Annotated in this window: 20 protein-coding genes and 3 tRNA genes; 8 read left to right on the top strand and 15 right to left on the bottom strand. The window is 54.3% G+C overall.

The window, feature by feature from the left end:
* The first annotated feature begins 23 nt into the window (after positions 1–23).
* Positions 24–100: transfer RNA gene (locus tag VGK23_10745), tRNA-Arg, on the top strand.
* Between the two features lie 9 nt (positions 101–109).
* Here VGK23_10745 and rqcH read toward each other — a convergent pair.
* Positions 110–2,029 carry a ribosome rescue protein RqcH gene (gene rqcH / locus VGK23_10740; protein HEY3421017.1) on the bottom strand — a complete coding sequence of 640 codons (1,920 nt, stop codon included), beginning with the start codon at positions 2,027–2,029 and terminating at the stop codon, positions 110–112.
* A 110-nt stretch (positions 2,030–2,139) separates the two neighbouring features.
* Between rqcH and VGK23_10735 the strand changes: the two genes are divergently transcribed.
* Positions 2,140–2,211 (top strand) — tRNA-Thr (locus VGK23_10735).
* Between the two features lie 91 nt (positions 2,212–2,302).
* Positions 2,303–3,196 carry an NAD-binding protein gene (locus VGK23_10730; protein ID HEY3421016.1) on the top strand — a complete coding sequence of 298 codons (894 nt, stop codon included), beginning with the start codon at positions 2,303–2,305 and terminating at the stop codon, positions 3,194–3,196.
* 4 nt (positions 3,197–3,200) lie between these two features.
* Here the strand turns inward: VGK23_10730 and VGK23_10725 are convergent, their stop codons facing one another.
* The 3 genes from VGK23_10725 to VGK23_10715 are packed head-to-tail and all read right to left on the bottom strand — an operon-like array spanning position 3,201 to position 6,199.
* Positions 3,201–4,409, bottom strand: a complete 1,209-nt coding sequence (locus VGK23_10725; protein HEY3421015.1) for a DUF1015 domain-containing protein — start codon at positions 4,407–4,409, stop codon at positions 3,201–3,203.
* A gap of 17 nt (positions 4,410–4,426) precedes the next feature.
* Entirely contained in the window at positions 4,427–5,647 is a 1,221-nt protein-coding gene (locus VGK23_10720; protein ID HEY3421014.1) for a BtrH N-terminal domain-containing protein, read from the bottom strand.
* 9 nt (positions 5,648–5,656) lie between these two features.
* Positions 5,657–6,199 (bottom strand): PadR family transcriptional regulator, encoded by a 543-nt coding sequence (locus tag VGK23_10715; GenBank protein ID HEY3421013.1) that lies wholly within the window; start codon positions 6,197–6,199, stop codon positions 5,657–5,659.
* Positions 6,200–6,557: 358 nt separating this feature from the next.
* On the opposite strand from VGK23_10715, the gene VGK23_10710 reads away from it, so the two are divergent.
* Together VGK23_10710 and VGK23_10705 are read left to right on the top strand one after the other, a co-directional pair.
* Positions 6,558–7,868 (top strand): O-acetylhomoserine aminocarboxypropyltransferase/cysteine synthase family protein, encoded by a 1,311-nt coding sequence (locus VGK23_10710; protein HEY3421012.1) that lies wholly within the window; start codon positions 6,558–6,560, stop codon positions 7,866–7,868.
* Positions 7,865–9,355, top strand: a complete 1,491-nt coding sequence (locus VGK23_10705; protein ID HEY3421011.1) for a homoserine O-acetyltransferase — start codon at positions 7,865–7,867, stop codon at positions 9,353–9,355. Before VGK23_10710 ends, VGK23_10705 begins: the two co-directional genes overlap by 4 nt.
* Positions 9,356–9,377: 22 nt before the next feature.
* On the opposite strand, the gene VGK23_10700 is transcribed toward VGK23_10705, so the two are convergent.
* The 5 genes from VGK23_10700 to VGK23_10680 all read right to left on the bottom strand — a co-directional run bounded on the left by VGK23_10700 (position 9,378) and on the right by VGK23_10680 (position 14,995).
* Positions 9,378–9,935: a HEAT repeat domain-containing protein gene (locus tag VGK23_10700; protein HEY3421010.1), complete on the bottom strand. Its 558-nt coding sequence runs from the start codon at positions 9,933–9,935 to the stop codon at positions 9,378–9,380.
* A gap of 15 nt (positions 9,936–9,950) precedes the next feature.
* Complete coding sequence (locus VGK23_10695) at positions 9,951–10,145, bottom strand: hypothetical protein (protein HEY3421009.1); 195 nt, start codon at positions 10,143–10,145, stop codon at positions 9,951–9,953.
* Between the two features lie 75 nt (positions 10,146–10,220).
* Positions 10,221–11,720 (bottom strand): gas vesicle protein GvpD P-loop domain-containing protein, encoded by a 1,500-nt coding sequence (gene gvpD, locus VGK23_10690; protein ID HEY3421008.1) that lies wholly within the window; start codon positions 11,718–11,720, stop codon positions 10,221–10,223.
* A gap of 177 nt (positions 11,721–11,897) precedes the next feature.
* Positions 11,898–12,899: an AAA family ATPase gene (locus VGK23_10685; GenBank protein HEY3421007.1), complete on the bottom strand. Its 1,002-nt coding sequence runs from the start codon at positions 12,897–12,899 to the stop codon at positions 11,898–11,900.
* Positions 12,899–14,995: an acetate--CoA ligase family protein gene (locus tag VGK23_10680; protein HEY3421006.1), complete on the bottom strand. Its 2,097-nt coding sequence runs from the start codon at positions 14,993–14,995 to the stop codon at positions 12,899–12,901. Before VGK23_10680 ends, VGK23_10685 begins: the two co-directional genes overlap by 1 nt.
* Before the next feature lie 355 nt (positions 14,996–15,350).
* Between VGK23_10680 and VGK23_10675 the strand changes: the two genes are divergently transcribed.
* The 3 genes from VGK23_10675 to VGK23_10665 all read left to right on the top strand — a co-directional run bounded on the left by VGK23_10675 (position 15,351) and on the right by VGK23_10665 (position 18,444).
* Positions 15,351–15,911 carry a DNA-3-methyladenine glycosylase I gene (locus tag VGK23_10675; protein HEY3421005.1) on the top strand — a complete coding sequence of 187 codons (561 nt, stop codon included), beginning with the start codon at positions 15,351–15,353 and terminating at the stop codon, positions 15,909–15,911.
* Between the two features lie 135 nt (positions 15,912–16,046).
* Positions 16,047–17,765 (top strand): histidine kinase N-terminal 7TM domain-containing protein, encoded by a 1,719-nt coding sequence (locus VGK23_10670; protein ID HEY3421004.1) that lies wholly within the window; start codon positions 16,047–16,049, stop codon positions 17,763–17,765.
* Between the two features lie 121 nt (positions 17,766–17,886).
* Positions 17,887–18,444: a flavin reductase family protein gene (locus VGK23_10665; protein ID HEY3421003.1), complete on the top strand. Its 558-nt coding sequence runs from the start codon at positions 17,887–17,889 to the stop codon at positions 18,442–18,444.
* Positions 18,445–18,545: 101 nt separating this feature from the next.
* Here VGK23_10665 and VGK23_10660 read toward each other — a convergent pair whose 3' ends face one another.
* The 6 genes from VGK23_10660 to VGK23_10635 form a co-directional block, all read right to left on the bottom strand.
* Positions 18,546–18,677 (bottom strand): hypothetical protein, encoded by a 132-nt coding sequence (locus VGK23_10660; protein HEY3421002.1) that lies wholly within the window; start codon positions 18,675–18,677, stop codon positions 18,546–18,548.
* A 282-nt stretch (positions 18,678–18,959) separates the two neighbouring features.
* A complete protein-coding gene (locus VGK23_10655) occupies positions 18,960–19,910 on the bottom strand; it encodes a cation diffusion facilitator family transporter (GenBank protein ID HEY3421001.1) in 951 nt (316 codons plus the stop codon).
* Positions 19,911–20,115: 205 nt separating this feature from the next.
* Entirely contained in the window at positions 20,116–20,712 is a 597-nt protein-coding gene (locus VGK23_10650) for a dihydrofolate reductase family protein (protein ID HEY3421000.1), read from the bottom strand.
* 199 nt (positions 20,713–20,911) lie between these two features.
* Entirely contained in the window at positions 20,912–21,886 is a 975-nt protein-coding gene (locus VGK23_10645) for a DUF4331 family protein (protein ID HEY3420999.1), read from the bottom strand.
* Between the two features lie 494 nt (positions 21,887–22,380).
* Positions 22,381–22,453: transfer RNA gene (locus VGK23_10640), tRNA-Val, on the bottom strand.
* Positions 22,454–22,552: 99 nt separating this feature from the next.
* Positions 22,553–24,661 (bottom strand): hypothetical protein, encoded by a 2,109-nt coding sequence (locus VGK23_10635; GenBank protein HEY3420998.1) that lies wholly within the window; start codon positions 24,659–24,661, stop codon positions 22,553–22,555.
* Positions 24,662–24,777: the final 116 nt, after the last annotated feature.

Genomic DNA, 24,777 nt, shown 5'->3' with positions numbered 1-24,777 from the left:
TCGTTTTCCGTGTTTAGAAAAAGGCCCGAGTGGGGTAGCTTGGATATCCTAGGAGGCTGCGAACCTCCAGACCCGGATTCAAATTCCGGCTCGGGCGCCAATTATTCTCCTATTCTAGATTATGCCTCTCTTTGATCTCCGCCTCACCTGGCGGAAGGATCCTGGCGATCTCTTCCTCGGGGACGCCGAATATTTTGGCCAGGACGGCGGACGCATTCCCTCCGGTGTTCTTTCCCGGAACTATCACTGCGTATTTGGTGGACAGTTTCTCCACGCTCGACCTCGGGCCGGACATTATCTTTCTGGCACCCTCGTAGGATATCTCCCCTACGGCGAGTTCAAGCGGCAGGTGGTGAGCGTAATTGCGCTTCCCTCTTATTACGAATCCGCCCCTCGGCACGAACTCACCCGCGTCGGGGGTCTTGGTCACCTGGTCCGGTTCCACCCAATAGGCGGTCCCTTCGCTCACTCCGGCGTTCCAGGCCTTGGAATGCGCCAGCGCGAACAGGCACAGTTCACGCAACTCCTCCTCCGTGGCCGTTCCGCCCTCTTTGAGTATCGTTGACGGAGCCCCATGGACGTCCGCATGGGCGTACCGGTCCTTCGAAGTCAGATGCTTCTTTACCACCTGATCGTTGCCTCGGGCGTCGCGACCGGCGAGCACAAGCTTTCCACCCGAGGTGATGAACCATTTATAGGCTTCGAACCAGAACCGTTTCGTAGGTTTGACCTCCTTGACGGCGGTACGGGCCATGGCTTCTCCCTTCTTCCTTCGGGAGGCTATCTTCAGTTCAGTTTCCTTGGCGGCCTGTTCAGCGCCCACCAGTTTGGACTTTGCTTCCTTGGCCTCAAGGAAAAGGAGGTTGGCATTCTCTTCCAGTCCTGCGGTGTAGTCCACCTTCACCTCGAACTCTCCGAGCTTCACCGTGGCGTTGTGGTTCTTCGGGTCTACGGTGACCACTCCGGGAATTCCCAGCATCGCAGACTTGATAGCCTCCCAGTCTCCCATGGAGGCGATCTCCTTCAGCCTGGCAAGCAGGTCGGTGGCCTGCTGATAGTTGATGTACAATGAGTTCGCCCGTTCTGCCAGACGTTCCGATTCCTCGCGTTGCCGGGTGACGTTCTGGGTCATCTGTTCCATCTGGCGGATGAGACGTTCCAGCTCTTCGTCCTTCTCTTCCTTCTTCTCCTCCACCCGGACGCTCTTCACGAACATGTCCAAGGCCTCCGACATCGTGGCCTTCTTTTCAGGACGCAGTGAGGAATGCATGCGCAGCTCGATCGGGGTCACGTCGACCACCAGATCGCCGTCGTATATCAGTCTGGGGCTGGGCGAGGCCTTGATGGAGTCGAGCACATCCCTGATGGATTGGAACAGGCCGTTGGTCTCCTGGTCGGTGAGGGTCTTGGCCTTTCGGGACTTGTCGATACCGGATCGCAGACAAACTTCCTCTGCGTACTGCCCGCCGATGTTGGCTGAGGTGGCCAGTGTCCGGACCACATCAGCGGTGGAGCCAGCGATGGCCTTCTTGAATCCGCCCTCGTCCTCGACCTTGGGATCGAAACGGGAAAGGGGAAACTGGTAATCGGCGCCGATGAGCACATCCCTGTGACGCCACTTCTTCTGTTCGATGCAGTTCACGATCTTTCCATCGCCCACTATGAGCAGGTTACCATCTCCGAACAACTCGAAGATGATGTCGAAAGCGGCCTCCCTGTTCGCCACCTTCAGGACCAGGATCCGGTCGAACTCTCGTTGTTCCACCGAGAGCACGCGGGCATTGCCGAGCAACTTTCGCGCATGGACGGCAAAGCTGGAAGGGGTGTCCGGGGCGTCCGGTTTCGATTCCGGCACGAAGAGCCACTTGGTGCCCTTGAAGTAGAGTTCCATCTTTCCCTGCTGGGTGTTGATCCGGAATAGGACGTTCCTTTTGTCCCAGTTGAACACCTTGTCAACGAATCCGCCGACAAGCGACTGCATTTCGCCCGATATCGCCATGATATCGAATGCGTTCATCTCTCCCTTCATCACGGTCCCTTAGCATCTGGATAGACAAAAGGGTTTGCCATTGGGACCGTCAATGGCGCGGAACAACTCAGAAAGATTTATCAATAGTAATCAGGTTGGGGAGTGACACTGCCACTGTGGCTTAGAGGTATAGCGATGCCTTGGTAAGGCATAGGTCGAGGGTTCAATTCCCTCCAGTGGCTCTTTTTCCTGTTCTCGGTTTCAAGACCGTTCCTCCAACATAGAAATATAGTCGGGAATCTCTAGTTCTTTGGGGCCATGGACGAACGAAGGATGAACCGCAGGCTTCTCTATTCGATCTCGATATTCGCCGGGGTCCTGCTATCGGGGACGGTCGCTTTCACGTTCGTGGAACCGTCGGTCCATGAAAACCCCCTGCTGTCCCTGTACTTTACCATAACGACAGTATTCACCGTCGGATATGGGGACATCATACCGACCACGGACGTCAGCCGGTTCACGGCGACGGTCGTGATGGTAATGGGAATAGCGGCCGGGGTCTCCACGTTGCAGAGCCTGTTCGACCTGGCCATCAAGCGTGACCTGAGGAGAGAGCTGGGCCTGCCTGAAAGGAGGGTCAGGATGAAGGATCATTACATCATTTGCGGATACGGAAATGTAGGAAGGGAGGTCTTGGACCAGTTGGTCAAGAAGGGCGAGAAGTACCTGGTCATCGAGAACGACCGTGGGAAGGTGGAGGGCCTGGTGGAAAAGGGTGTCCCGGTCATCTCCGGCGACGCCGAATCGGAAGAGGTGCTGCAAAGGGCCAACATCTCGACCGCAAAGGGTCTTATCGCCACCATGAAGGATTCCCAGAACATGATCGTGGTCCTGACGGCCAAGACCCTGAACCCGAAGATCCAGGTGGTATCCGAGGTGGAGGATCACAACAATGAGGCCAAGCTGAGGCTGGTAGGGGCTGACAGCATCGTCAATTGTCATGAGATGGGGGCCAGGCTCATGGTGGGCAGAGCACGCCACATCACCATCGATCCGGTCTGCGGCCAGGAGATCAGCGCTCCCGATGCCAAATTCGACTACCGGTATCAGGACGGGACCTATCACTTCTGCTCGAAGGAGTGCATGGAAGCATTCAAGCTCAATCCCGAGCGGTTCAAGGAACTAAGGAATGTGCTGGACAGCACCTGCGGGATGGGATCCCGATAACGGATCACTTCATACGGTAGTATAGGAATCCGGACCAGATCTTGGGCCAGAAATATGTCGACTTCTTCGGCATGACCCGTCCTCCCAACGCCACTTGCCAGATCGCCTCAAGATTGGGGGTGTTCAGGATGACCGCTATGTCCGCCTCGCCCTTCTGTATCTTGTCACCGACGGAGATCGGGTCGTGGTCGTAGGAGATCCTGAAATCCTTGCCAGCGTTCGGGACTACAACCTTGTCCAGCAATACCTTCTCACAGACGAACGTGTCCACCGACCACATCATATCCGTGGGATCGGTCTCCCTTGGCACGAGGAGGATATACCGTTCGTTCTTGGTCCAAAGGCCCAGGGCGGTCTCTTTCGATGCGGTGAGGGCGCCGATCATTTCCGGCAAGCGGTCGAAGATGCGGAGGTAGAAGAACTCCTCCAACCGGTCGATCAGGTCGTCCTCGCTGATCTCCATGCCGGATAGCAGCCGGTGGGTGGGTCTTACGATCAAACCCGGGTCGTCGGTGGAGACGAGCGTGGCCATGACGAACTGCTTGCGTTCGTCGGTCGGATTCTCCTGGGCGTATCGGACGGATGTCTCATAGCGGTGATGTCCGTCAGCGATCAGCAGCCTCTTGGAACCAAGCTCGGTCATCATCCTCTTGACCACGATCGGGTCAGATATGCGTAGGAGCGAGTGGGTCACTCCCTGCCTCTCGGTCCATTCCAGGACCGGGGTCGCGCTCTTGTTCATAATACTGACCAGGTCGGCGGGCAGCCCATCGTGCAGGCAGAATATCGATTCGCAATGGGTCTCGACCCCCCGCAGCAGGTTCAGGCGGTCCTCCTTGACCTTGGAGAACGTCTCCTCGTGGGGGATGACCCCGTCCGGGTCGTAGCCTTCCGACCTAAGGACGCCGATGATCCCAGTTCGGCGCAGTTTCTCAAAGTTTTCAGTGAAGGTCTGCCGATACAGGTAGAACGATTCCTTCTCATCCTTTCTCAGCCTGCCCTGCTCGATCCATGATGCCAGTTTCCTACCCGCTTCCTCGTACCTGCCATCGATCCCGCCCAGGGTGATGTTGGTCACGTTCAGCGGATGGGACTGAAGCTCCGCCAGTTCCTCCTTTGAAATGACGTCGTAGGGTGGGGATACCCGGTCGGTGACCTTATCTTGCGCGCCGATGTTCGGGACATATCCCTGGAAAGGACGGAACTGGACCATTCGATTGCCTCATCCCGTTAGGGCCGTACCTTGGTTATATTGTTTTCATTCCCGGGCCGATCATCGGCCCGTGAGATGACCCCGCGCAGCGTATCGAATGCATCCGATTCGGCCTTCTCCAGGTTATGGATCAGTCCGCTCAGGTTCTCCGCGAGGCTTAATGCCCGGGAAGGGCTCAGGGAATCGAATTCCGCCTTGATGGTGCCTTTCAACTCTCCGTCGAGCTCTCGGTTGATCTCGCAGATCCTATCCCGAGCGTGCGGGCCTTCCCGCTCGAACAGGTCGTTCTTCTTCACCATGAGGCGCCTCGCCTGGGCCAGAGATCCCCACTCGTCCGGCATGGCCTCCCTGGCTATCTCCGACCATATGCTACCGCATTTTCTGAACTCAGAGGCCACCGAGGTAAGTTCCGGGGCGCCGATCATGCGCGCTGATTCATCCAGGAAATCCGCATACATGGGCCTGAACGCCCCTCCTCCGGTGCCTCCGATCTCGATATAGATGAACAGGTTCAGGAGGCATCCAAATAATGCCATGCCTTTGAAGCTGACCGGCCATTTCCGGACCTCCATCGACCATTTCTTCATTCCTTTCAGCCCAAGGTTGGATATCGAAGGGTCGAGCATCGAGTCACAGGAGTTCGCTATGCTCTGCCTTATACCCGGGGCCAGGTCGGATACTTCATCTGGATAGCGGGGCAGCAGCATCCTGTTCTTGGGCTGGAAAGGATTGAACTTCGATCCCCTGGCCTTCTGCAGATCATCCATTTTCAGGGCAAAGGGGACGACGCTCCTGTCACTTATGTGTGCGATCCCATCGGTGCTCACCCCGTGCACAACTATAGTATGTCCTCCGAAATGGGCATCCTCCGGCATCATCATGTAGGGTAGGTAGGCCATATCCACGAAGACGATGGCCGGTTCACCTCTCATCATCGAATCCACAAGGTCCTTTGCAGCCTTCGAACCGCTGGAGGTTTCCTTGACGGTCACATCCCCCCCGATCCGTCTGAATGTGTCTGCCAGCGGTTCGTTCCCTTTGCCGTACCGTCCCCCGACGAAAGGGGCCGGCATACCCTTACCATACCAGTAGATGAACGACAATCCGCCGCTGAGTCCGAAGACCATCTCTTCCGACAGTTCTATTCCATGGTAGTTCAGCACCGATCTGGCCGATGCAGACCAGCAGTGTTTCCCTCCCAGGGTCTGAAACCCTTCTATCGTCAGGTCCTTTTGCATGATATCGCCCTACAACCTTTCTCCCTCTTCTAACCGAACGATCAATCTGTCAATGCATTCTCGCTCCGCTTCCAGATGGACCAGGGGAAGCTCGAACAGGAGGGTCACCCTATAAGGATCGCCCCGTCCCATGCTCTCGGCGATAGCTCGTTCCAAGAACCGGGCCCTTTCGTTCAACGCTTCCACATGCTTTGTGAGGCATTCGACCGCCTCTTCTCGGGTGAGCATGTCCATGTTAGCCAGCCCCAGGTCGAACGGCGAGACCAGCTTTGGGCATCTGGACAGAACATCGACGATCTTCTCCTTCATTGCCGTCCTTCCCAGATCGGTTACGGTGTAGATCCTCCGGGAAGGTTTGCCCTCTACCGTCTCGAGAATGCTGGTGATAAGTCCCGATCCTTCCAGGCGCTTTAGCACGTAATATATCGAGGAAAATCCTATTTGGGTCCAGTTGCGCATTCCTCTTTCTTCGATGGTGCGGTCCAGATCGTATCCGTATTGAGATCTCTCGCAAAGCAGACCAAGAATCGCCGCCTCGATGTCGGATATCACAGGTATAGGATATTATAATAATATAATATGAACCTTGCCATTCCTTGAGGCTTAAATTCATGGAGTTCGTATTTGACCAGTCTAGAATATTCATTAATGAATTATTAATTCTAAAGTATTCTACGGAAACCCTATCGTTTTCATTGTTGCTGGTGATTCAAGATTTGTATACCGGGTAAGAAATCCTCTCGAAATTCGTATTGAATGTTAACAGCGATTTCTCTTTGATAATATTCAAATATTACCAGTGAAATCTGTATTTCAATGATTAACGATAGTGAATACATGTCCCTACTAGGTTGGAAGAACGAAAAGGAATTGAGAAGAGTAAAACAGAAAACAAGGATCAAACAAGGATGTGATTAAACTGACAGAAAAGAAACCAGGATTAGGAACGCTGGCAGTGCATGCCGGACAACCACAGGCCGGAGACCCATCGACCACTTCGAGAGCTGTACCGATCTATCAGACGACCTCTTACGTGTTCAAATCGGCCGACCACGCGGCCAATCTGTTCGGGCTGAAGGAACTGGGAAACATTTACACCAGATTGATGAACCCCACCACGGACGTGTTCGAGCAGAGAGTGGCCGCGATAGAGGGAGGCACAGCCGGTCTAGGTGTGGCATCTGGACAGGCAGCGATCACCTATGCTCTGTTGGCAGTTTCCCGTCCAGGCGATGAGATAGTATCCGCTGATAACCTCTACGGCGGCACATATGAGCTGCTCAACTATACCTTCCCAAATCTGGGAAGAAAGGTCCGGTTCGTCAAGTCCACCGACGTGTCCTCTATCGAGGAGGCTTTCACGAACAAGACCCGTGCGGTCTATCTTGAATCGGTGGGCAACCCGAAATTGGATATTCCGGACTTCGAGGCCATAGCCAAGATCGCTCACCGAAACGGGGTGCCGCTGGTGGTCGACAATACCACCGGTATCGGACTGGTCAGGCCGATCGATCATGGTGCCGATATAGTGGTCCATTCGGCCACCAAGTACATCGGAGGCCACGGCAACTCCATAGGCGGCATCATCATAGATTCCGGCAAGTTCCGGTGGGACAACGGGAAGTTCCCTGAATTCACCGAACCGGACCCCAGCTATCACGGTCTGAAGTACTGGGAGACGTTCGGCAACTTTCCAGGATTGGGGAATGTCGCTCTCGCCTTCAACATCCGGGTGAAACTTCTGCGGGACACCGGGGCGGCCCTGTCACCTTTCAACTCTTGGTTGTTCCTGCAGGGGCTGGAGACGCTGCATTTGCGGGTTCAAAGGCACTCCGAGAACGCCTTTGCCGTGGCCAAGTTCTTGAAGGACCACCCAAAGGTGGCGTGGGTGAACTATCCTGGTCTGCCCAACCATGCCAGCCATGAGACGGCGAAGAAATACCTCCATGGGGGGTTCGGGCCTCTGGTAGGGTTCGGGGTCAAGGGAGGGCGTGAGGCTGGAGAGAAGGTCATTAACAACGTCAAGCTGTTCTCCCACGTGGCCAACATCGGGGACACGAAGAGCCTCATCATTCACCCGGCCACCACCACGCACCAGCAGCTCAGCCCCGAGGAACAGAGATCGACCGGAGTGACGGACGATTACATCAGGTTGGCGATCGGCATCGAGGACATCGACGACATAATCGCCGATCTTGATCAGGCTTTGAGGGTAGTATGAAGAGCTCCGACGGATCGGTGGGCATCGTCGAGACCAAGTCAGCGGACATCACCAAGCCGCTGAGCCTCGAGTCCGGTCAAACCCTTTCCTCCTTTCGCATCGCCTACGAGACATATGGAAAGCTGAACAAGGAAAAGAACAATGCCATATTGATCTGCCACGCATTGTCCGGCGATGCTCATGCGGCCGGTTATCATGAAGGGGACACCCGCCCTGGATGGTGGGACAGCTCGATCGGTCCTGGCAAAGGCTTTGACACCTCGAAGTTCTTCGTCATCTGCTCGAACGTCCTGGGTGGATGCAAGGGGAGCACCGGCCCCTCCTCTCCAGACCCGGAGACCGGCAGGCCTTATGGTATTCGGTTCCCTGTCGTGACCATCAAGGACATGGTGAATGCGCAGATGGCCCTGGTGGAGCATCTGGGGATTGACCAGTTGTTCGCCGTGGCCGGCGGGTCGATGGGCGGCATGCAGGTACTCCAGTGGGCGATCACATATCCGGACAGGATGAAGCGGGCCGTGGTGATAGCCTCGAGCGCCTATTCCAGCCCTCAGCAGATCGCCTTCAATGCGGTCGGCAGAAGGGCCATAATCACCGACCCGGAATGGAACGGGGGCGACTATTACGGTAAGTCGCCTCCATCCAACGGCCTTTCCCTGGCCAGGATGATCGGTCACATCACCTACCTCTCCGATGAGTCGATGTACTCCAAGTTCGGGAGGCGGTTACAGGACAAGGAGACGATCGGTTATGATTTCAACAACGATTTCCAGGTGGAAAGTTACCTCTCCCATCAGGGCGACTCGTTCGTCAAGCGCTTCGATGCGAACTCTTACCTTTATGTGACCAAAGCGATCGACTATTTCGATCTGAACGAAGAGGATTCCCTCATCCGCGGGCTTTCCAAGGTCCGGTCGAACACCCTCGTCATCGCCGTATCGTCGGACTGGCTGTATCCGCCTTACCAGTCGCAGGAGATAGTCACGGCGCTGAGCGCAAACAATATCAAGGTCAAGTATGCCGAGATCAAATCCAACTACGGCCACGATGCATTCCTGGTGGAGCCGGGTCAGCTGAACTATCATCTACGCCAGTTCCTGGGCCGAACGGTGGTCGGCGACCTGATGAGCATCAATGTGCCGACGGTCTCCGAAGGGTCGACCATCCAGAACGCTGCCAGGATCATGTTGGACCTCGAGGTCAATCATCTGCCTGTATTGGATACCGGCGGAAAGCTGGTCGGAATCGTGACCTCCTGGGACATCGCTCGGGCGGTCGCGATGGGTTATTCCTCGCTTCTGGACATCATTTCCAGGCCGGTGCTCACGGCACGACCGGACGAGGAGATGGAGGAGGCGGCCTCAAGGATGGAGCAGTATCATATCACGGCATTGCCGGTGGTGGACGACCACAAAAGGGTGCTCGGTCTGATATCCGTCGACAAGATGGGCCTGCTGTTCGGAGGGGGCATTGAATCGGATGTTTGACGGGACATGAAACTCCGTCCGGTCAGATCTTCTCTTTCATGCGTTGCAGGGCATACTCAGCCCCTTTGCTTACGTACTTGCTCTTGTCCGAGACCAGAGACTCGATCGGGGCGATCGACCTCATATCCACTAGGCTCATGCGCTGGGCAAGCCTTCCCAGGGCCCATGCCGCCATTCCCCGAGTGGTTGCCGCGTCCTCCTTAAGCAGGGCCGTTATCGGCTCAAGCTCCTCCCTAGCCCCGATGCGTTGGCCGGCCAGCTCTCCGAGGGCCCAGGCGCTGTTCTCCCTGACCTCTCCGTCCGGATCATGAAGGGCTTCGATCAACGGATCCAATTCTGAAAGGTCTCCAACCCCTGATTGCGCCAGCTTTCCCAGGGTCCACGAGGCCATTTCCCGGCAGGCGTCCGATCCCTCCTCCAGAACGACCAGCAATGGTGGTATTGAAGAAAGTTCGCCTGCGTTGTTCTGGGCCAGTTCGGCCAGGTCTTTCAGTGCACCGGCCCTCTTCTCCTCATCGTCTAGTAGGATATCGGAGTTCAGCCGGTTGATGGAGGGGGACATGGTGGTTGACCTGGTCATCGACTATATTCGCAATTAAGGTTTCTTGGGCGGAACTGGCTTTTCCTTGTAGAACTCGCAAGTCCCATAATCCGATTGCGGGACGCATTCCCCGTAATCTTCCTTCATTCCCAAGGCATCATGCCGGAAACGTCTGGCCTTGCAATTGGCACAGCGGCCATCCTCTGCATGCCATAGGCATCGCTTGTTTCCAGAGATATCAGCTGACATGGCAGTGCAAAGATATCATCAAACGAAATAAACATATTGAAGGGCGTTAACCCATTTTTGCCGTAAAATGGCCGATCAGACGATAGGGACAAGGGAGATCTCGGGGTTGTCTCCCTGCCTATCCACCACGATCGCGTTGCATTCCGTGAACGGTTCCACGCAGTAAACGACCGTCGTCCCTCCGATCCGGTCCAATCTGATCCGGTGGGTCGCAAGGTCCACCAATTTGTCCCTCGACCGACCTGAGTGTGAGACGAATCCGACCAGCACCGCCTTGTTGCGCTTAACTGAGGCCACGTGATCGGTGAAACTGTCCATGACGTTCGCACCGTAGATAGATTCCAGTGTATCGAATCCGATGATCGACAGCAGCGGCGTGGAGGTTCCCTTGAGAGAGAACGATATCGATTTCCAACGAAGGTCGGTTTCCACGTCGTTCCCTTCGACCGGCATGATGTATGCGTCATTTGCCCCTTCGATCTGGGAAGCCACTTCCGGTATGCGGACCAGTCGCGCGAACCGTTCATCGCCGATTAGTCCGTTCATCCTCTCCTTGGCCCCACCCGATGTCTCCTTCTTGGTCGGTAGCCACAGCACCCCCCGACCGAGAGAGGCGAAATTGGCGACCATCGATTGCTCCAGCAGACTGCAGGCGCCGGGAGGGACATCCGGTCCCAGCTCGACCAGCACGATCGATCCTGGTAGGATGCCGTTCTGCATCATCCGGTCCAGGTCCTTCAATCCCAGGGACACGCGCCCGGACACATCCGGTATGGGGGTCCATCTCCTTTTCATGACCATCGATTCCGGCCTGTCCGGGAACGTCCTGATCCTGGCTCCGTTCAAGGTGAACAGGTACTTTGGTTGTCCGATCTGGGTCCCTCGAAGTTTGAGAAGGCTCATCTCCCTCAGCCTTCTTCGGTGATGGTCCGTGACGGACATCTCTATCACACCGTCACCCAGATAGTCCAGGTACCGGTCGTTGCTCTCCAGTATGAAAATGAAATTAGCCCGGCGTCGCTCCACCAGGTCCTTCTGTATCGTGGTGATCAGCGATGCCTGATTGATCCCGCAGGTCTCGGCCATGGCGTCCACGCTGTCAACAACGACCAAGGTGCGTTCGCTGCCGCAACTCTCAAGGGCCTCGTAGATCTTCTCCAACGGTGCCAGCTCGACCCTGGTCTGTTGCAGATTCTGACCCATCCTAAGGTTGATCCCGGTTCCCCAGACTAGCTTCATCCTGCTGAACCAGGGTCTCTTCGGTCCTTCCGATTCTTCATCGGAGGTAGCAGGTGCCGCCTCCTGGACCAGTTCCTCCTCCTGTTTGCGCAGCATCTCTGTCCGAATGCTTTCACCAACATCCTCTCCATAGACCTTGTCGGCAAGCCAGGGAAATTGGGTTAGTAGGAGGGCGTCCGACACCCTGGTGGAGAAGTAGAAGGAATTATCGATCTCGTCGATCTCCTCGATCGCCTGCAATGCAAAAGTGGTCTTACCCACGCCTGCATTCCCACGTAGGATCAAAGAATGACCCCCGGTCGCCAAGAAGAATTTTCTCAGCTCTTCTGGAAGCATCCCTGAACTTTTCTCCACGAGGAACTACCCACCTACAACCCTCGTTCAGCCATTTATGGGTATATATCTGCTAGGAAGAAAATAACACTCAGTGATATCAACCCAGGTAATGGTTCATCCCAGCAGAAATGGAGTATGGAAAGAGTTTGGTCTTGCCCTGAAGGCGGACAATCGACCTCAGTCGCCCCAGATCGCTTCGAGGTTGACGTGCCGGCGGACCAGGTCGGCGATGTGCTCGATCTTGTCCGCGTCATTCGGGTTGATCCTGGCGATGAGGCGGTCGACCATTTCAGCGGTGACAGCGGTCGAGTGTCCGACCAGGAGCACCGGTATCTTGAGCTCGTCAGCCTTCGCCAAGATCTGCCTGGCTGGGTATAGGCCTCCGGTCAGGATAAGACAGGATGTGTCTGTGGCCAATGCCGCGGTCAGCATGTCCGACCGGTCGCCACCGGCGATCATGGCCTTACGGGGCAGGCGGCGCATGTCCTTCATCGCCGATTCGGCGGTCATGCCACCGACCATCCTCTTCTCAATGGTCCGTTCCAGGCCTTCCTCGCCGGCAAGGACCTCAGCGTTCAGTGCCTCGGCGATCTCGCTGACATGCAAGTATCCCAGCTCACGGGCTACCGGTATGGAACCGAGGACCCTCACGCCCGCTCCCTCCAGAAGTCTTTCCACTGCCGGGTCGTCCGACTTGTTCAGGATGACCCCCTTAAGCTTGAGCCCGGACTTCTCCATCAGCCTGGCATGGTGCGCTACCTTGTCCAGCGCATCCGGCTCATCGGTCGCGATCAGAATGATATCCGCTCCGATCGCCTGGGCGATGCTTACACCCTCGACCCGGTGAAGCGCACCGGTGGTGAAGAGCTGGGGTGACTCCACGATCATGAATTCCGCATCTCCCTTCACGCGATCATAGCCAGTCGTTATGGCATCCATGCTGACCGGACTGAAGATATCATACTTCAGTGGGGACAGCATTTCCTCCGAGGCCTCCAGGTCCAGGGCCTTCTTCATCAGGTAGGCATCCCGGTCGACGACCCGGTTGTCTATGCACAGGACATCCTCGCGGAACGGCTTGAAATAGCCGACCTTGCCTTTGTAGTTCTTAGCCAGACCTAGCGCCACCATGCTTTTTCCAGAGTTTTCGAACACCGAGCTTAGGAATAATGGTCTCATCAGTTCATCCTCCTTATGGTCACCAGCGCGTCAACCGCGTAGCAGCCCTTTCCTTCGTCCCCCACCATTACCGGGTTGACCTCCAACTCGGAGATCTCGGGGAAATCGATCGCGATCTGTGAAATGCGGACGAGCGCCTCTTTCAAAGCGTGGACATCCGCCATCTTCCCGCCCCTCGCACCAGTTAAGATGGGGTAGGATTTGATAGATTTTATCATCGATTCGACGTTGTATTGCGTCAATGGAGCGATGCGTTGGGAAACATCTTTCATGATCTCAACGAACACTCCGCCCAGTCCGAACGTTATGACAGGCCCGAACTGCTCATCCCGGGTCATTCCGACCAGGACCTCTTTGCCCTTCACCATTTGGCACACCGTGACGCCGTTCAGTTTTGCTCCCGGTACGCGGCTTGCCACCTTCGACATCATCAATTCGAAGTCGTTCCTGACGGCTTCCTCTGAGGCCGCCCCCACCACTACCCCTCCGACATCTGACTTGTGCGCGATATCAGGCGAGTCGATCTTCAGGACCACCGGGAAGCCGATCTTGGCGGCCGCGTTCGCGGCATCCTCTGCCGTCCTGGCTGTGACTTCCATAGGCACCCCCACTCCGTATGCCTTGAGGATTTCCTTGCCCTCGCTCTCGGATAGGGAGGTCCTTCCTTCGGCATGGACCTTGTCCAGTACCTCACGCACCCGTTCCTTATCGCCCTCCACCGTGAGGATGATGGTGTCCTTGATCTCCTCCCTTATCTTCTTGTATTTGACCATGGCCCCGAGGGCCCTGATGGCCTTGTCCGGAGATTCATAGTTAGGGATGTTTGCCTCCCTCAACAGGTCGATGCCTTTGGATGTCTTCTGACCTCCAACGAAGGCGGCCACGATCGGCATCGGGACCTGGCCGGCAAAAGAGGATACCAGATGGGCCACCGCGCTGATATCGACGGTATCCAGCGGGGACAAGAGCACCGCAACGCAATGTACGTTGGGGTCCTCCATGACCGTTTTGATGGCAAACTCATACCTGGCGGCGGTGGCGTCTCCCAACACGTCGACCGGATTGTAGATGTTCGCCTCGCCGGGCAGGGTAGCCTTCAGTTTATCGATGGTCTCCTTGGTAAACTGCGCCAGCGTAAGACCATAGTCAGAACAGGCGTCTGCCGCCATTACGCCGTGGCCACCGGCATTGGTCACGATCGCCAGCCCGTCTCCCTTGGGCAATGGCATGTTGGCGAAGACCTGCAGCAGGTCGAACATCTCGTCGATCGTGCTGACCCTTATTATTCCCGATTGCCTGAAGGCGGCATCATACACCTTATCACTGCCGGATAATGCTCCAGTGTGCGAAGAGGCTGCCTTCGAACCGCAGCTGGTCCTTCCGGATTTCAGGACGATTATGGGCTTCTGCCTGCTGGTCTTAAGGGCGCTCCTCATGAATGCCTTGCCTCTGTTCGCCCCTTCTATGTACATCCCGATGACCTTGGTCTGGTCGTCGTCCCTAAAGTAGGTGAGAAGATCCGACTCGTCGATATCCACCTTGTTGCCGGTGCTGACGAACTTGGAAAAGCCAACCTTGGACTTGGTGGCCCAGTCTAACATGGAGCTGCACACCGCGCCCGATTGGGAACTGATGGCGACCGGACCCGCCTTGGGATAGATGTTCGTGAAGGTAGCGTTCATGTTGTGGTGGGCGTTGATGATGCCCATACAGTTCGGCCCCAATATCCGGATGCCGTACTTCTTTCCGATATCACCGATCTGTTTCTCTAGATGCGCGCCTTCCTTTCCGAGCTCTTTGAAGCCGGCGGTGATGATGATCACATCCTTGATCCCTTTCTTTCCCGCATCCTCCATCACCGAGGGAACGAAGGTGCTCGGTACCGTAATGATGGCCAGATCGATGGGATCAGGTACGGCCATAAGTGTGGGATAGGCTTTATGGCCGAGTATCTCGGCAGCCTTCGGATTGATCGGGTACAGTTCGCCCTTGAACTCCGATGCGATCAGATTTCTGAACATTATGTGCCCGATCTTGCGCTCTTCCGCAGAGGCTCCGACCACGGCTATGGAATTTGGTTCGAATAGTGCCTTCATTTGATCATCTGTCGGATTGGTTTTTTCGGGAACGAACAAGGGGAATTTAAATGAATCGGAATCTGTACACAAGAACAAACGTCAGTTGTCGAAGTCAAGGGTGGTTAGCCACGAAATTCGTAATAATTTACGGGAACCACAGGAGGAGCCATACGGCGATGGATAGCCGTACGAAGAAACCAAGAGGCCTCGACAATTCCGACCAATCCAGACCGAATTATCGGACGTATGTTGTAAACGTCAAATGACGAATAAGAACAGTCATTACTTCCTCACACGATTTCTTGCAGATGGCAGGTACATTCGTCTACCCTATAATTAACGTTATATTCTAGAGCCCCTAACTTAGTATCTGATGGTAGACGAATGCGGTTGCGCCTGGGCTAACAGCGATCCCGAGATGAAGAAATATCATGACCAAGAGTGGGGCAGGCCCGTCCACGACGACCGGCTTCTGTTCGAGTTCCTCATTTTGGAAGGAGCCCAAGCTGGATTGAGCTGGAGGACGGTCCTCATGAAGCGTGACGCTTATAGGAAGGCGTTCGACAACTTCGAGCCATCGAAGGTCGCCCAATACGACGATAAGAAGGCCAAGGAGCTGATGTCCAACCCGGGGATCATCAGGAATTGGCGCAAGATCGAGGCGGCGGTCAACAATGCCAAGGGCGTTCTAAGGATACAGGAGGAGTTCGGCAGTTTTGACAAATATCTATGGGGCTTTATCGGAGGCAAGCCGATCATGAACGAGTATAGTGGCATGAACGAGATACCGACCGAGTCTCCTGAGTCAAGGGAATTGAGCAAGGATCTGAAGAAGAGAGGGTTCAATTTCGTCGGCCCTACGATCATCTATTCGTTCATGCAGGCCGTCGGGCTGGTGAACGACCATATGAAGGGGTGCCCACAGCACGGTTAGGTATCGGAGAAGGAATAACAGGTCGTACATATTGGGTCAATTGATGGGCTCGATCATTGCCATTGTCATGCTGGCAATGAACGTCAGACGTTATCAGGAACTAGAATCGGAATAGGATTTCTTTATCTTCCCAAGATGTACGGACGTACAATGGTCATGGAATTCTTTTTAGGATTCGCCCTCGTCTTGACCGCCGTCATTTTCTTAGTGGCAGCCTCCCTCACCTACTTGAAGAGCACTCTCCCATACAAAAAGCCGTTCTTAGCTCTAGCATTGGCAGTCGCCTTCCTTTCTGTGACGTTCCTCATGGAGATCCTTGCTCCGGACCTGGGGGCAAAATTGCTCTGGAACGATCTCGAATACATATCCAACGTTTCCTTGGCGCCTCTCTATTTCCTTTTCATAATGGGTTACACGGGCAATGAACGATGGACCGACAGGAGAGCCACATTCCTGCTTTTTATATTTCCAATCTTCATGTTAATATCCCTATATACAAATGATTGGCATCATCTGTTCTATACCAGTATCAGAGGAGGAGACGGTTTCGGTTCCTTCGATGCTTCATATGGGCCGCTATTCATTGGCTCTATGATTTATATGGTAATTGTTTATTTTTATGCCTTATCCTGCCTCTTCATGGTCTACCTCAAGTCGGGGCAGATGATTCGCAAACAGGTCAGGTATCTAATCCTGACCTCTACATTACCTCTTTTGATCCTCACCATTGGCTACTTCGGATTTGCTGAAATAAGCCTTACGATGGTGGTTATCTTATCTTTCCTGGTCGCTGGAATAATGATGTTCTTCGGGTTGTTCAAGTATGAATTGAACGACATCATGCCGATCGCCCTGGACATCGTGATGGGCACGATGAACGAAGGGGCGATCGTGATCAACAACAAGGGATTGATCGTGCACATCAATCCATCAGCGGAGAACATGATCGGAAAACGGTTGACCGAGGTGTTCAAGAAGAATGTCGAAGACGAGATCTCATGGTTATACCCAGACCAATACCCTGATGCGTTGTCCAAGAGCCATTCCGAACTGACCGTGAAGAAGGGCGAGAGCACGAAGTATTTCGACCTTCAGGTTTCCACCATGAACGATCGTGCCGGCCGTCCGACCGGTCGGCTCCTCATAGTCCGCGACATAACCACCGAGAAGAACATGAAGGATGCCCTGACGAGTGCCAACACCAAGCTGAACATACTCTCGAACATCACCCGCCACGATATCCAGAACCAGCTGGTCGTGGTGAGAGGATATGCGGAACTCCTTTTCCGTGGAAAAACGAAACCGGAGGAGATCGAACGGTACGCCAAGGCGATCATCGATGCCTCTGCTCTTATTGACGATCAATTCGCTTTCGCCCGGGAATATCAGGCGGTAGGGGTCAAGCAACCTGAATGGCAACGGGTAGACATCCTGCTGACCAAGGTGCGCAACACTGGTCCGTTCTCACCTGTAAACATCATCATAAGGACCGGCAAGCTCGAGGTCTATGCAGATCTGATGCTCGAGCGCATGTTCTACAATCTTATGGACAACGCAAAGAGACATGGCCAGACAGTCAATTCCATCGTTGTCGAGGCGAAAGTGATCGGAAAGGAATGTGTGGTCATCTTCCAGGATGACGGCAAAGGGATCAAGAAGGAGCTCAAGGAACGCATATTCGAAAGCGGATTCGGCAGTAACACTGGCATGGGGCTCTACATGTCCAGGGAAATACTGAAAATGACCGGCATAACGATATCCGAGACAGGCGAAGAAGGAAAGGGTTCCAGGTTCGAGATGGTCGTTCCCCAGGGCAATTGGAGATTTCAAGACTCGGACCCTCATGCTGAGTAATTAGAATCCATACCGCCAATCCTTACCCGAGCTGGATACCCGATGGTCTCTTCAATACTCCATTCTCTAATAAAACTAAATACCATGAATATTAATGTTTTAGACAAAATAGGTGTTGAAAATGAAGAAGACTTCTTTGGGCCCCAGGCCCTATATGTCGGTAATGCCTGCAGTGCTGGTCGGTGCTAACGTCGGAGGAAAACCGAACTATATGGTGGTCGCCTGGACCGGGGTCGCATGCATGGACCCTCCGATGATCGCGATTGCGATCAACAAGACAAGGCACACCGAGAAGGGCATTCAGGAGAACAGGTCGTTCAGCGTTAACATACCGTCGGCCAAGAACGCCCTGGAGCTGGACTATTGTGGTATTGTTTCAGGCGGCAAGACCGACAAATCAAAGGTCTTCGAGTCGTTCTACGGAAAGCTGGAGACCGCTCCTCTGATCAGCGAGTTCCCGATCAATATCGAGTGCGAGCTCCGTCACACGCTCGAGCTAGGAAGCCACAATCTCCACATTGGTGAGATAATGGACGTTCACGTTGCGACCGAATGCATGACCGGTGGAATGCCGGACATCGAGAAGATCGATCCTATCGTTTTTGCCGGTCAGAACTATTGCCACATCGGCGAGATCGTGGCAAAGGCATTCTCGTTCGGAAAGGGATATAAGAAGTAGGCAGGAATCGGCACCGATGATCTTGTTGGCCATACCGCTTGGGCATTAGAAAACATATCCAGCCAGCATCGGTGCCAAATAATTACTTGCATGACCCATGATTATTTCTTTTGCATCTTGGCCAGCTTCTTCTTCGCCGCCCCACTGCCGGATGCGGCCTTGCTCTCTAATTCCGCCAACTTTGCGTTCTTTCCTGCCTTTTGCTTTTTGATATCGTTCTTTGAAATGCTCATGCTCCCCTCAGGAATAATTTTCTATTTATTGTGATGAGTATCCAATACGGATTTTGAATTTTATACCTCAGGTCATAGGATCGATCAGAAAAAAAAGAAAACAACCCCTGACCCTGTATACATTTGTGTCAATCCCCAAACCCGTTGAAGATCGCTTGAATGCGGCTATAAGACTGCTCCTTTCGACACACATAGAGCCTCGATGATGTTGAATGTGGTCAACATCTCGATATCAGGCGGGCCAATACCAGATACGGATAGACAAGGTATTGGTCGATGAGATCACTCATGGGGACATTCATCGTTCGTCACATGTGCCAGCGTTTCCGCCTCGATATAGACCCTTTTGATTTCAGGGTATACCTTGTATAGATCGGCCTCGATGCGATGTATCGAGTCGTGCATCTTCTGGTCCGTTGTCCCCGCGACGAAGCACACTCCCATGTTGACGATCAGGTCTTGAGGGCCCATATACATTGTGAGGATGTCTCCCGCCTTTTGCACTGCCGGGTCCGACTCTACCCGCCGTCGGATATCTGCCAGCTCTTCGGGGGTGACACCTTCGCCCATCAGCAGACCCTTGGTCCTAGAGGCCAGGAACCAAGCCACGCTCATCAGCAGCAGACCGATGGCTATCGATGCGATTCCGTCCAGGTATGGGTTGTGGAACATGTGACCCAGGAATATTCCCAGGAACGCGAAGACCAGGCCTAGCAAGGCCGCGCTGTCCTCGAACACTACCGCATACAGGCTCGGGTCCTTCGAACGCTTGATGAACTTCCAGGTTCCCATGTCTCCCCTCGCCTTGCGGAACGCTCGGAAGGCTATCGTGAACGATGAGCCTTCGACCAGAAGGGCGATGGCGAGCACGACGTAAGCTACCGTGGGGTCCCCCAGTTCGGTGGATCGGGAGACGGAAGCGACATAGGTCACTCCTTCATATACGGACATGCCGCCGCCGATGCCGAATATGGAGATGGCCACAATGTTCGTCCAGAAGTACAGCGATTTACCATAGCCGAACGGGTGCTCGGCATCAGCCGGCCTGCTGGCATCCTTCATGCCCAGCAGCAGAAGGAGGCCATTCCCGGTGTCTACGACCGAATGGATCCCTTCGGAGATCATGGCGGACGAGCCGGTGAAGATCGCAGCGATGAATTTTATAACCGCAATGATCAGATTGCCGATGACGGCTGCGACGACCGCTAACTTAGACTCGCCATGTGAAGCCACGAAATCCTCTTCTGGACAACATCTTTCGTGTTCAAATCGTTTATGGCCTAGAATCGATTTTTGACCCAGCAACTGGTGAATCTCGCATTAAGATCTATTCGTCCCTCTCTTTAACAATATGGAAATCATCGCTGCTCTGATCAATAATTCCGAGTGGACTGAATCAACCGAACCGGTCAAGGCATTCATGATTTCAGTCCTTTTCTCAGAAGGACCCGGTCTCCACCTCTCCAGCGCGCTGGTAGTTGGCGATGATCACTCCCTTCGGTGAGACCTGGCTGTCGGTCAGCTTGAATGCCGCCGGGATCGTGCCTTCGGCGAACAGCCGCTTTCCCGGGCCCAGCGTCAAGGGGAATATTTTGAGCCGGAGCTCGTCGACCAGGTCGTTCTTTAGGAGGGTCTGGATCAGGTTGCTGCTGCCGTGGACCTGAAGTTCAGGACCGTCCTGCGCCTTGAGGGCCAGAATTGCCTTTACTGTGTCACCGCTCAATTGGATTGATCGCTCCCAAGTGAAATTCAATGGCCGTCTGGATGCGACATACTTGGTCGCCTGGTTGATTCCCAGGTCTCCCTCCTTGTGATATGGCCAGTAGGACGCGAATATATCGTAGGTCTTCCTGCCCAGAAGCAAGTCGAACGGCCTTCTCATCTGCTCGCTCATTACTTTGCCCACGTACTCATCGAAATAGGGGACCGTCCAGCCGCCATACTTAAAACCGTCGGAGACGTCCTCCTCTGGCCCGCCGGGCGCTTGCATGACGCCGTCGATTGAAACGAAAGTTAGAACTGCGATCTTTCTCATGCTGGTTTTTAAGGCAGGCCTCGGCATTAATAATTTGTGAACACCCAGTTTAATATGGTGACCAAAGACCACTTGAGACATCGGAAACGTTGACTCGTTAGGATTGTACGAGGTTCTGTTTCAGACAGCCATTCCCGATGCTGAGACCGAATGGTTATTCGGAGGTCGGCCTATCTCATTGTGCGGAACTGATGACTCATCATCCCGACACTTGAATGGTCTTACGGCCCTCTCCAGGCTCTGTGCCCTCCTGTCGAATTACATGCGGCGGACCGAGATAGGGAAACTCGTCCAGCATATCGGCGTGCGGTCCACACTTATCCCATGTCAGCCTACCGTTGAACACGGTAAGGAACACGTCTTTGGCGTCGTCTCTCGGCATCCGCCCGTTTCCGGGATATGCCGCGAGCTTATTGGGGTCGTATGGCAAGACGTCGGGCAACAGGCTCCTGGCCGCCGCCTCGGCCCCTTTCGGGGTGTAACCGCCGGTCTGCTCAAGGGCATGAGCGAACATTGGCACGAATCTGATGTCCTGTGCCGGCTCCCCGTCGAGATACGCCTCTCTTTCGGCGTCCGCAAGGAAGGGGGTCTGAGAAGGCCTTGCCCCGCGATCGGCCTGCACCCACTTGCCGTCAACCTGCAAGAGGGATCGATGCCATAGATTCAAGCTCGCTCCGCCCCCAATATCGCTTACGGGCAGTTCTAAGGCTATGCTACAAATATCCTTGTCCGCGAACCAGTCCGCTCCCGTGAACTGCATCTTGTTCAAAACACCATTGAGGTCGAAGAAGAACGGGTCGCTGCGCCAGCCGGCAAACAAGCGATAGGCACCCGAACTCGTCACCTGCGCTTCGCGACCCATCGAGACGGGCGCTCCTTCAAATATGACCCTTCCACCCTCGCCTCTGTCGGCTGCCTCCGTCCCTTCTGCTCGACGCACTGTCACCGTCATTGCACCAGTTCCGCCCCGTGTGAAGCGCACTCGATAGGCTATGTCCGCAATCATGTCCCCGTTCGTATCCACTCTCAGTTCATAGAGGGCCTCTGGCGCGTAGGGTTCAGCGGTTGTAGGTTCAGGTGGATTGAGCGTAGACGAGGGATGCGTGTTCATGATGATGGTCGACCTACTAACGTCGCCAGGTTTGGGGAACGCAAAAAGGTCGGTGAGGTCCAAACGAGCGTCTCCTCGCGGAAAGCCAAAATTCGGCCCTGAATAGTGGTGTGTCAGAACTAATACCTCCTTGGGATTTACTTAAGAATTACCGCCTTAGTTCGCAATATTTAATGATTGTCCGAATTTGCAGCGGATGGAAGAGCTATGCATATGGTAAGATGGCATCACCTATTCGACTAGCTCCACTCATGGAATGGGAGCGACCTTTTTTTTCGAGTTGTAGATTGTTTGAACCATATACCGTTGATTCTCCGAATCCTTGTCAAGCCCGCCTAGCCTCTGGTTATAAGGCACCGTCTCGATCCCCATTTTTTAAGATTCTTGCCTTTCGTACGGTATCCATGCCGATACCGGAACTTAGCGTCCTCAGGCCTGACCAGATATCATGAAGTCCAGATGCTAAGGCATGATTTGCATTTCACAAGATGTCCCATTGTGATAGGTTGGAGAACCAGACCAGTATACATGGTGATAAGTTTGGACGAGGAATGGAGTGGGCTCAGCCGGATTCGAACCGGCGACCTACGCCGTGTAAGGGCGTCGTTATAACCGCTAAACCATGAGCCCAGCGTCTATGTCAATGGAGAGAACGTATTAAAATCTAAGCGTAAAGTCAGTAAGAAAAGGAATAGTTAGAGGTTTAGCCGCCCTTGCCGGCGGGACCGCCTATCGTATCACGCTGAACGAGTAGTCAGTAGGACCATGGTTGGGCGAGATGACGATGTACATCTCCTTGTAGTCCCGGTATTGTGACAAGATCTTCATCCCAACATCCTTGGCATCATTGATCGGTACGTCGACGATCTTCATCGGTGACCATCTGGTCGCCGGGAAGTACAGCGTGACCTTCCAGTTCACCGAGGTGTCCTTGGGGTAGCTGGCCTGCATCGACTTGGTGAGAACGGTGCTTCCGATCGTGATGTTGCCGACATACCATCCATCAAAGTTGTAAGCCCAATCGGTCATGTATCGGAACTTGAACTGAACGGACATGCCGGCATAGGCCTTCAGGTCGATCGAGACATGCGTGAAATCGCTTTGTTCTCCAGTGACTCCAGGCAGATTGGCAACGATCTCTGGCATGGCGGTTTCGTCCGCAGTGGTCTTCGTAAGGTCGTAGCCGAGGGAGGTCCATGTCTTTCCGGCATCGGTGGAGACCTGTACGAATCCGAAATCAAAACCCTCCTCGATGTTCCATTTGGCGTCGAATTGGAGTGAGCCAGCCGATATGCCCATCTTGATCGTGCTGGTCGTCAGCCAAACGTCCCGCAGGTCGCCAGATCCCGAGTACCAATAATTGTAGGCGCCGATCTTGGTCTGTTTCCATCCATCGGCCTGGATGATCGATTGACCCTGGAACAGTGCCAAGTTGATGGGCCTATGGTACGTTGCCCACTTGTCCTTGATGATGTGCAGATAATCGGTTCCGTAGGTGCCGATCAGGTTCGGGCCGTCGATGGCTTCCCCCTCCATGGTCAGGGTCGGGGCCGCCTTCGATCTCTTGAACTGCTTTCCCGGGGTGTAATCCCTTATCGCCGTTTCTCCGATCTTCCAGAGATTGATCGATGTATAATTGTACATACCCTTCCCGGAGTGGATCAGGTTCGCCAGATGCCAATAGCCGAACACCGTGTCGAAGGTCATCTTCTTGTAACCATTCTGCTGAAGCACCGTGGTGACCGACTGCTCGCCATGAAGGGTGCTCTTCATCAATTTGGAGACGATGGACGCCCCTCCAAAGTGGTCGTTCAGATAGATCATGAACGCGGCCGCCGCCCCATAGTCGGCCAGGATGTTGATGTCCCCTTGGTCCCCCCACTCGGTCAACGAGTTGTCCGGAGTCGCCAGGAAGTGCGCGATGTGCGAGTCCGGGGTTCCATAGCCGGTGAGCATCTCCGCATAGTCTGAGAGGCCTTCGTTGATCCAGATGGTCTCACCTGGATCGACGTAGTTGTGCAGCAGGTGCTGGTACTCATGGGCGATCGTCCCCTCTATCAGGTAGGAATGATCACCATGGCCTGGGCCGGTCCTGTCTATCCAGTCATAGCAGTCGATGTGGATGATGTTCCTGTCATACTGGTACTGCATGGAAGGCGAGAAATAGCCCACGATATAGTATGGATACGTGGGGTCGAAGAAGCTGTCATCCACGATGTTGAAGACCATTATGGCGACCTTTCCGGCATCATTGGTCTTCAGGAGCATGTCCGACGGGAATTGTTCCCCATATGCGGCGCTCCATTGTTCGTTCGAGCCATCCGCGGGCGGTGCATCGGAGAAGTACTTCTTCTCGATCGGGTAGATCACGTTGTCAAATTGATTGGCCATGTATCGGGCTTGCGAGTCAGTGATCGTCAGCATGTTCACGTTCGCATTCCTCGGATCCCCTTCCATGAACGTCATGTCGTTCTGGGTCCAGACCTCGCAATGCGCTCCGTCCACCCGCTTTGTGAACCACATCCATCCAGAACCGGTCTCATAGGATGCTTTCCCATATTCTCCGGTGCAATAGAAAACCTGGTCACCGACAGCATAGGAACCAGTGAAGCTGTAGGCAGTGGTCGCACTGGCCTCTGTGATGGTATCCGCAATCTCGGAGCTCGGGTGGGGACCCGAAGCCCGGATCTGCGGTCCGATGTCCATGGGCTCCGGATCGGCGATGATCGTTCCGGCAGCCGCTGCGTCCCTGCTGATCGGTACTAGGGCGACGAAGGCGGTTGTGATCATCGCCAACCCTACCAATATACAGAGGATCTTGGTCGCTCTAAAATGCATGTTGTTTTTCCTCCAATCTCCAACCGGAACGGTCCGACAGATCGTTCCGACAACTCTAACCCGAATCACATGGCTAATTGAATTATTTATAATTTTGATAATCATTGAAAAGATGA

This window comes from Methanomassiliicoccales archaeon (assembly GCA_036504055.1).
Taxonomy (GTDB): Archaea; Thermoplasmatota; Thermoplasmata; order Methanomassiliicoccales; family UBA472; genus DASXVU01.
The sequence above is the reverse complement of the archived record's forward strand: the minus strand, read 5'-3'. Positions and strand labels throughout refer to the sequence as shown.

Bases quoted from the DNA above. Each gene is read 5' to 3' on its own strand.
- VGK23_10725 (HEY3421015.1), bottom strand. From the start codon at position 4,409: ATGGTCCAGTTCCGTCCTTTCCAGGGATATGTCCCGAACATCGGCGCG.
- VGK23_10675 (HEY3421005.1), top strand. From the start codon at position 15,351: ATGGTAGACGAATGCGGTTGCGCCTGGGCTAACAGCGATCCCGAGATG.
- VGK23_10660 (HEY3421002.1), bottom strand. From the start codon at position 18,677: ATGAGCATTTCAAAGAACGATATCAAAAAGCAAAAGGCAGGAAAGAAC.
- gvpD (HEY3421008.1), bottom strand. From the start codon at position 11,720: ATGCTTCCAGAAGAGCTGAGAAAATTCTTCTTGGCGACCGGGGGTCAT.
- VGK23_10665 (HEY3421003.1), top strand. From the start codon at position 17,887: ATGAAGAAGACTTCTTTGGGCCCCAGGCCCTATATGTCGGTAATGCCT.
- VGK23_10695 (HEY3421009.1), bottom strand. From the start codon at position 10,145: ATGTCAGCTGATATCTCTGGAAACAAGCGATGCCTATGGCATGCAGAG.
- VGK23_10685 (HEY3421007.1), bottom strand. From the start codon at position 12,899: ATGAGACCATTATTCCTAAGCTCGGTGTTCGAAAACTCTGGAAAAAGC.
- VGK23_10730 (HEY3421016.1), top strand. From the start codon at position 2,303: ATGAACCGCAGGCTTCTCTATTCGATCTCGATATTCGCCGGGGTCCTG.
- VGK23_10650 (HEY3421000.1), bottom strand. From the start codon at position 20,712: ATGAGAAAGATCGCAGTTCTAACTTTCGTTTCAATCGACGGCGTCATG.
- VGK23_10700 (HEY3421010.1), bottom strand. From the start codon at position 9,935: ATGACCAGGTCAACCACCATGTCCCCCTCCATCAACCGGCTGAACTCC.
- rqcH (HEY3421017.1), bottom strand. From the start codon at position 2,029: ATGAAGGGAGAGATGAACGCATTCGATATCATGGCGATATCGGGCGAA.
- VGK23_10670 (HEY3421004.1), top strand. From the start codon at position 16,047: ATGTACGGACGTACAATGGTCATGGAATTCTTTTTAGGATTCGCCCTC.
- VGK23_10705 (HEY3421011.1), top strand. From the start codon at position 7,865: ATGAAGAGCTCCGACGGATCGGTGGGCATCGTCGAGACCAAGTCAGCG.
- VGK23_10720 (HEY3421014.1), bottom strand. From the start codon at position 5,647: ATGCAAAAGGACCTGACGATAGAAGGGTTTCAGACCCTGGGAGGGAAA.
- VGK23_10680 (HEY3421006.1), bottom strand. From the start codon at position 14,995: ATGAAGGCACTATTCGAACCAAATTCCATAGCCGTGGTCGGAGCCTCT.
- VGK23_10635 (HEY3420998.1), bottom strand. From the start codon at position 24,661: ATGCATTTTAGAGCGACCAAGATCCTCTGTATATTGGTAGGGTTGGCG.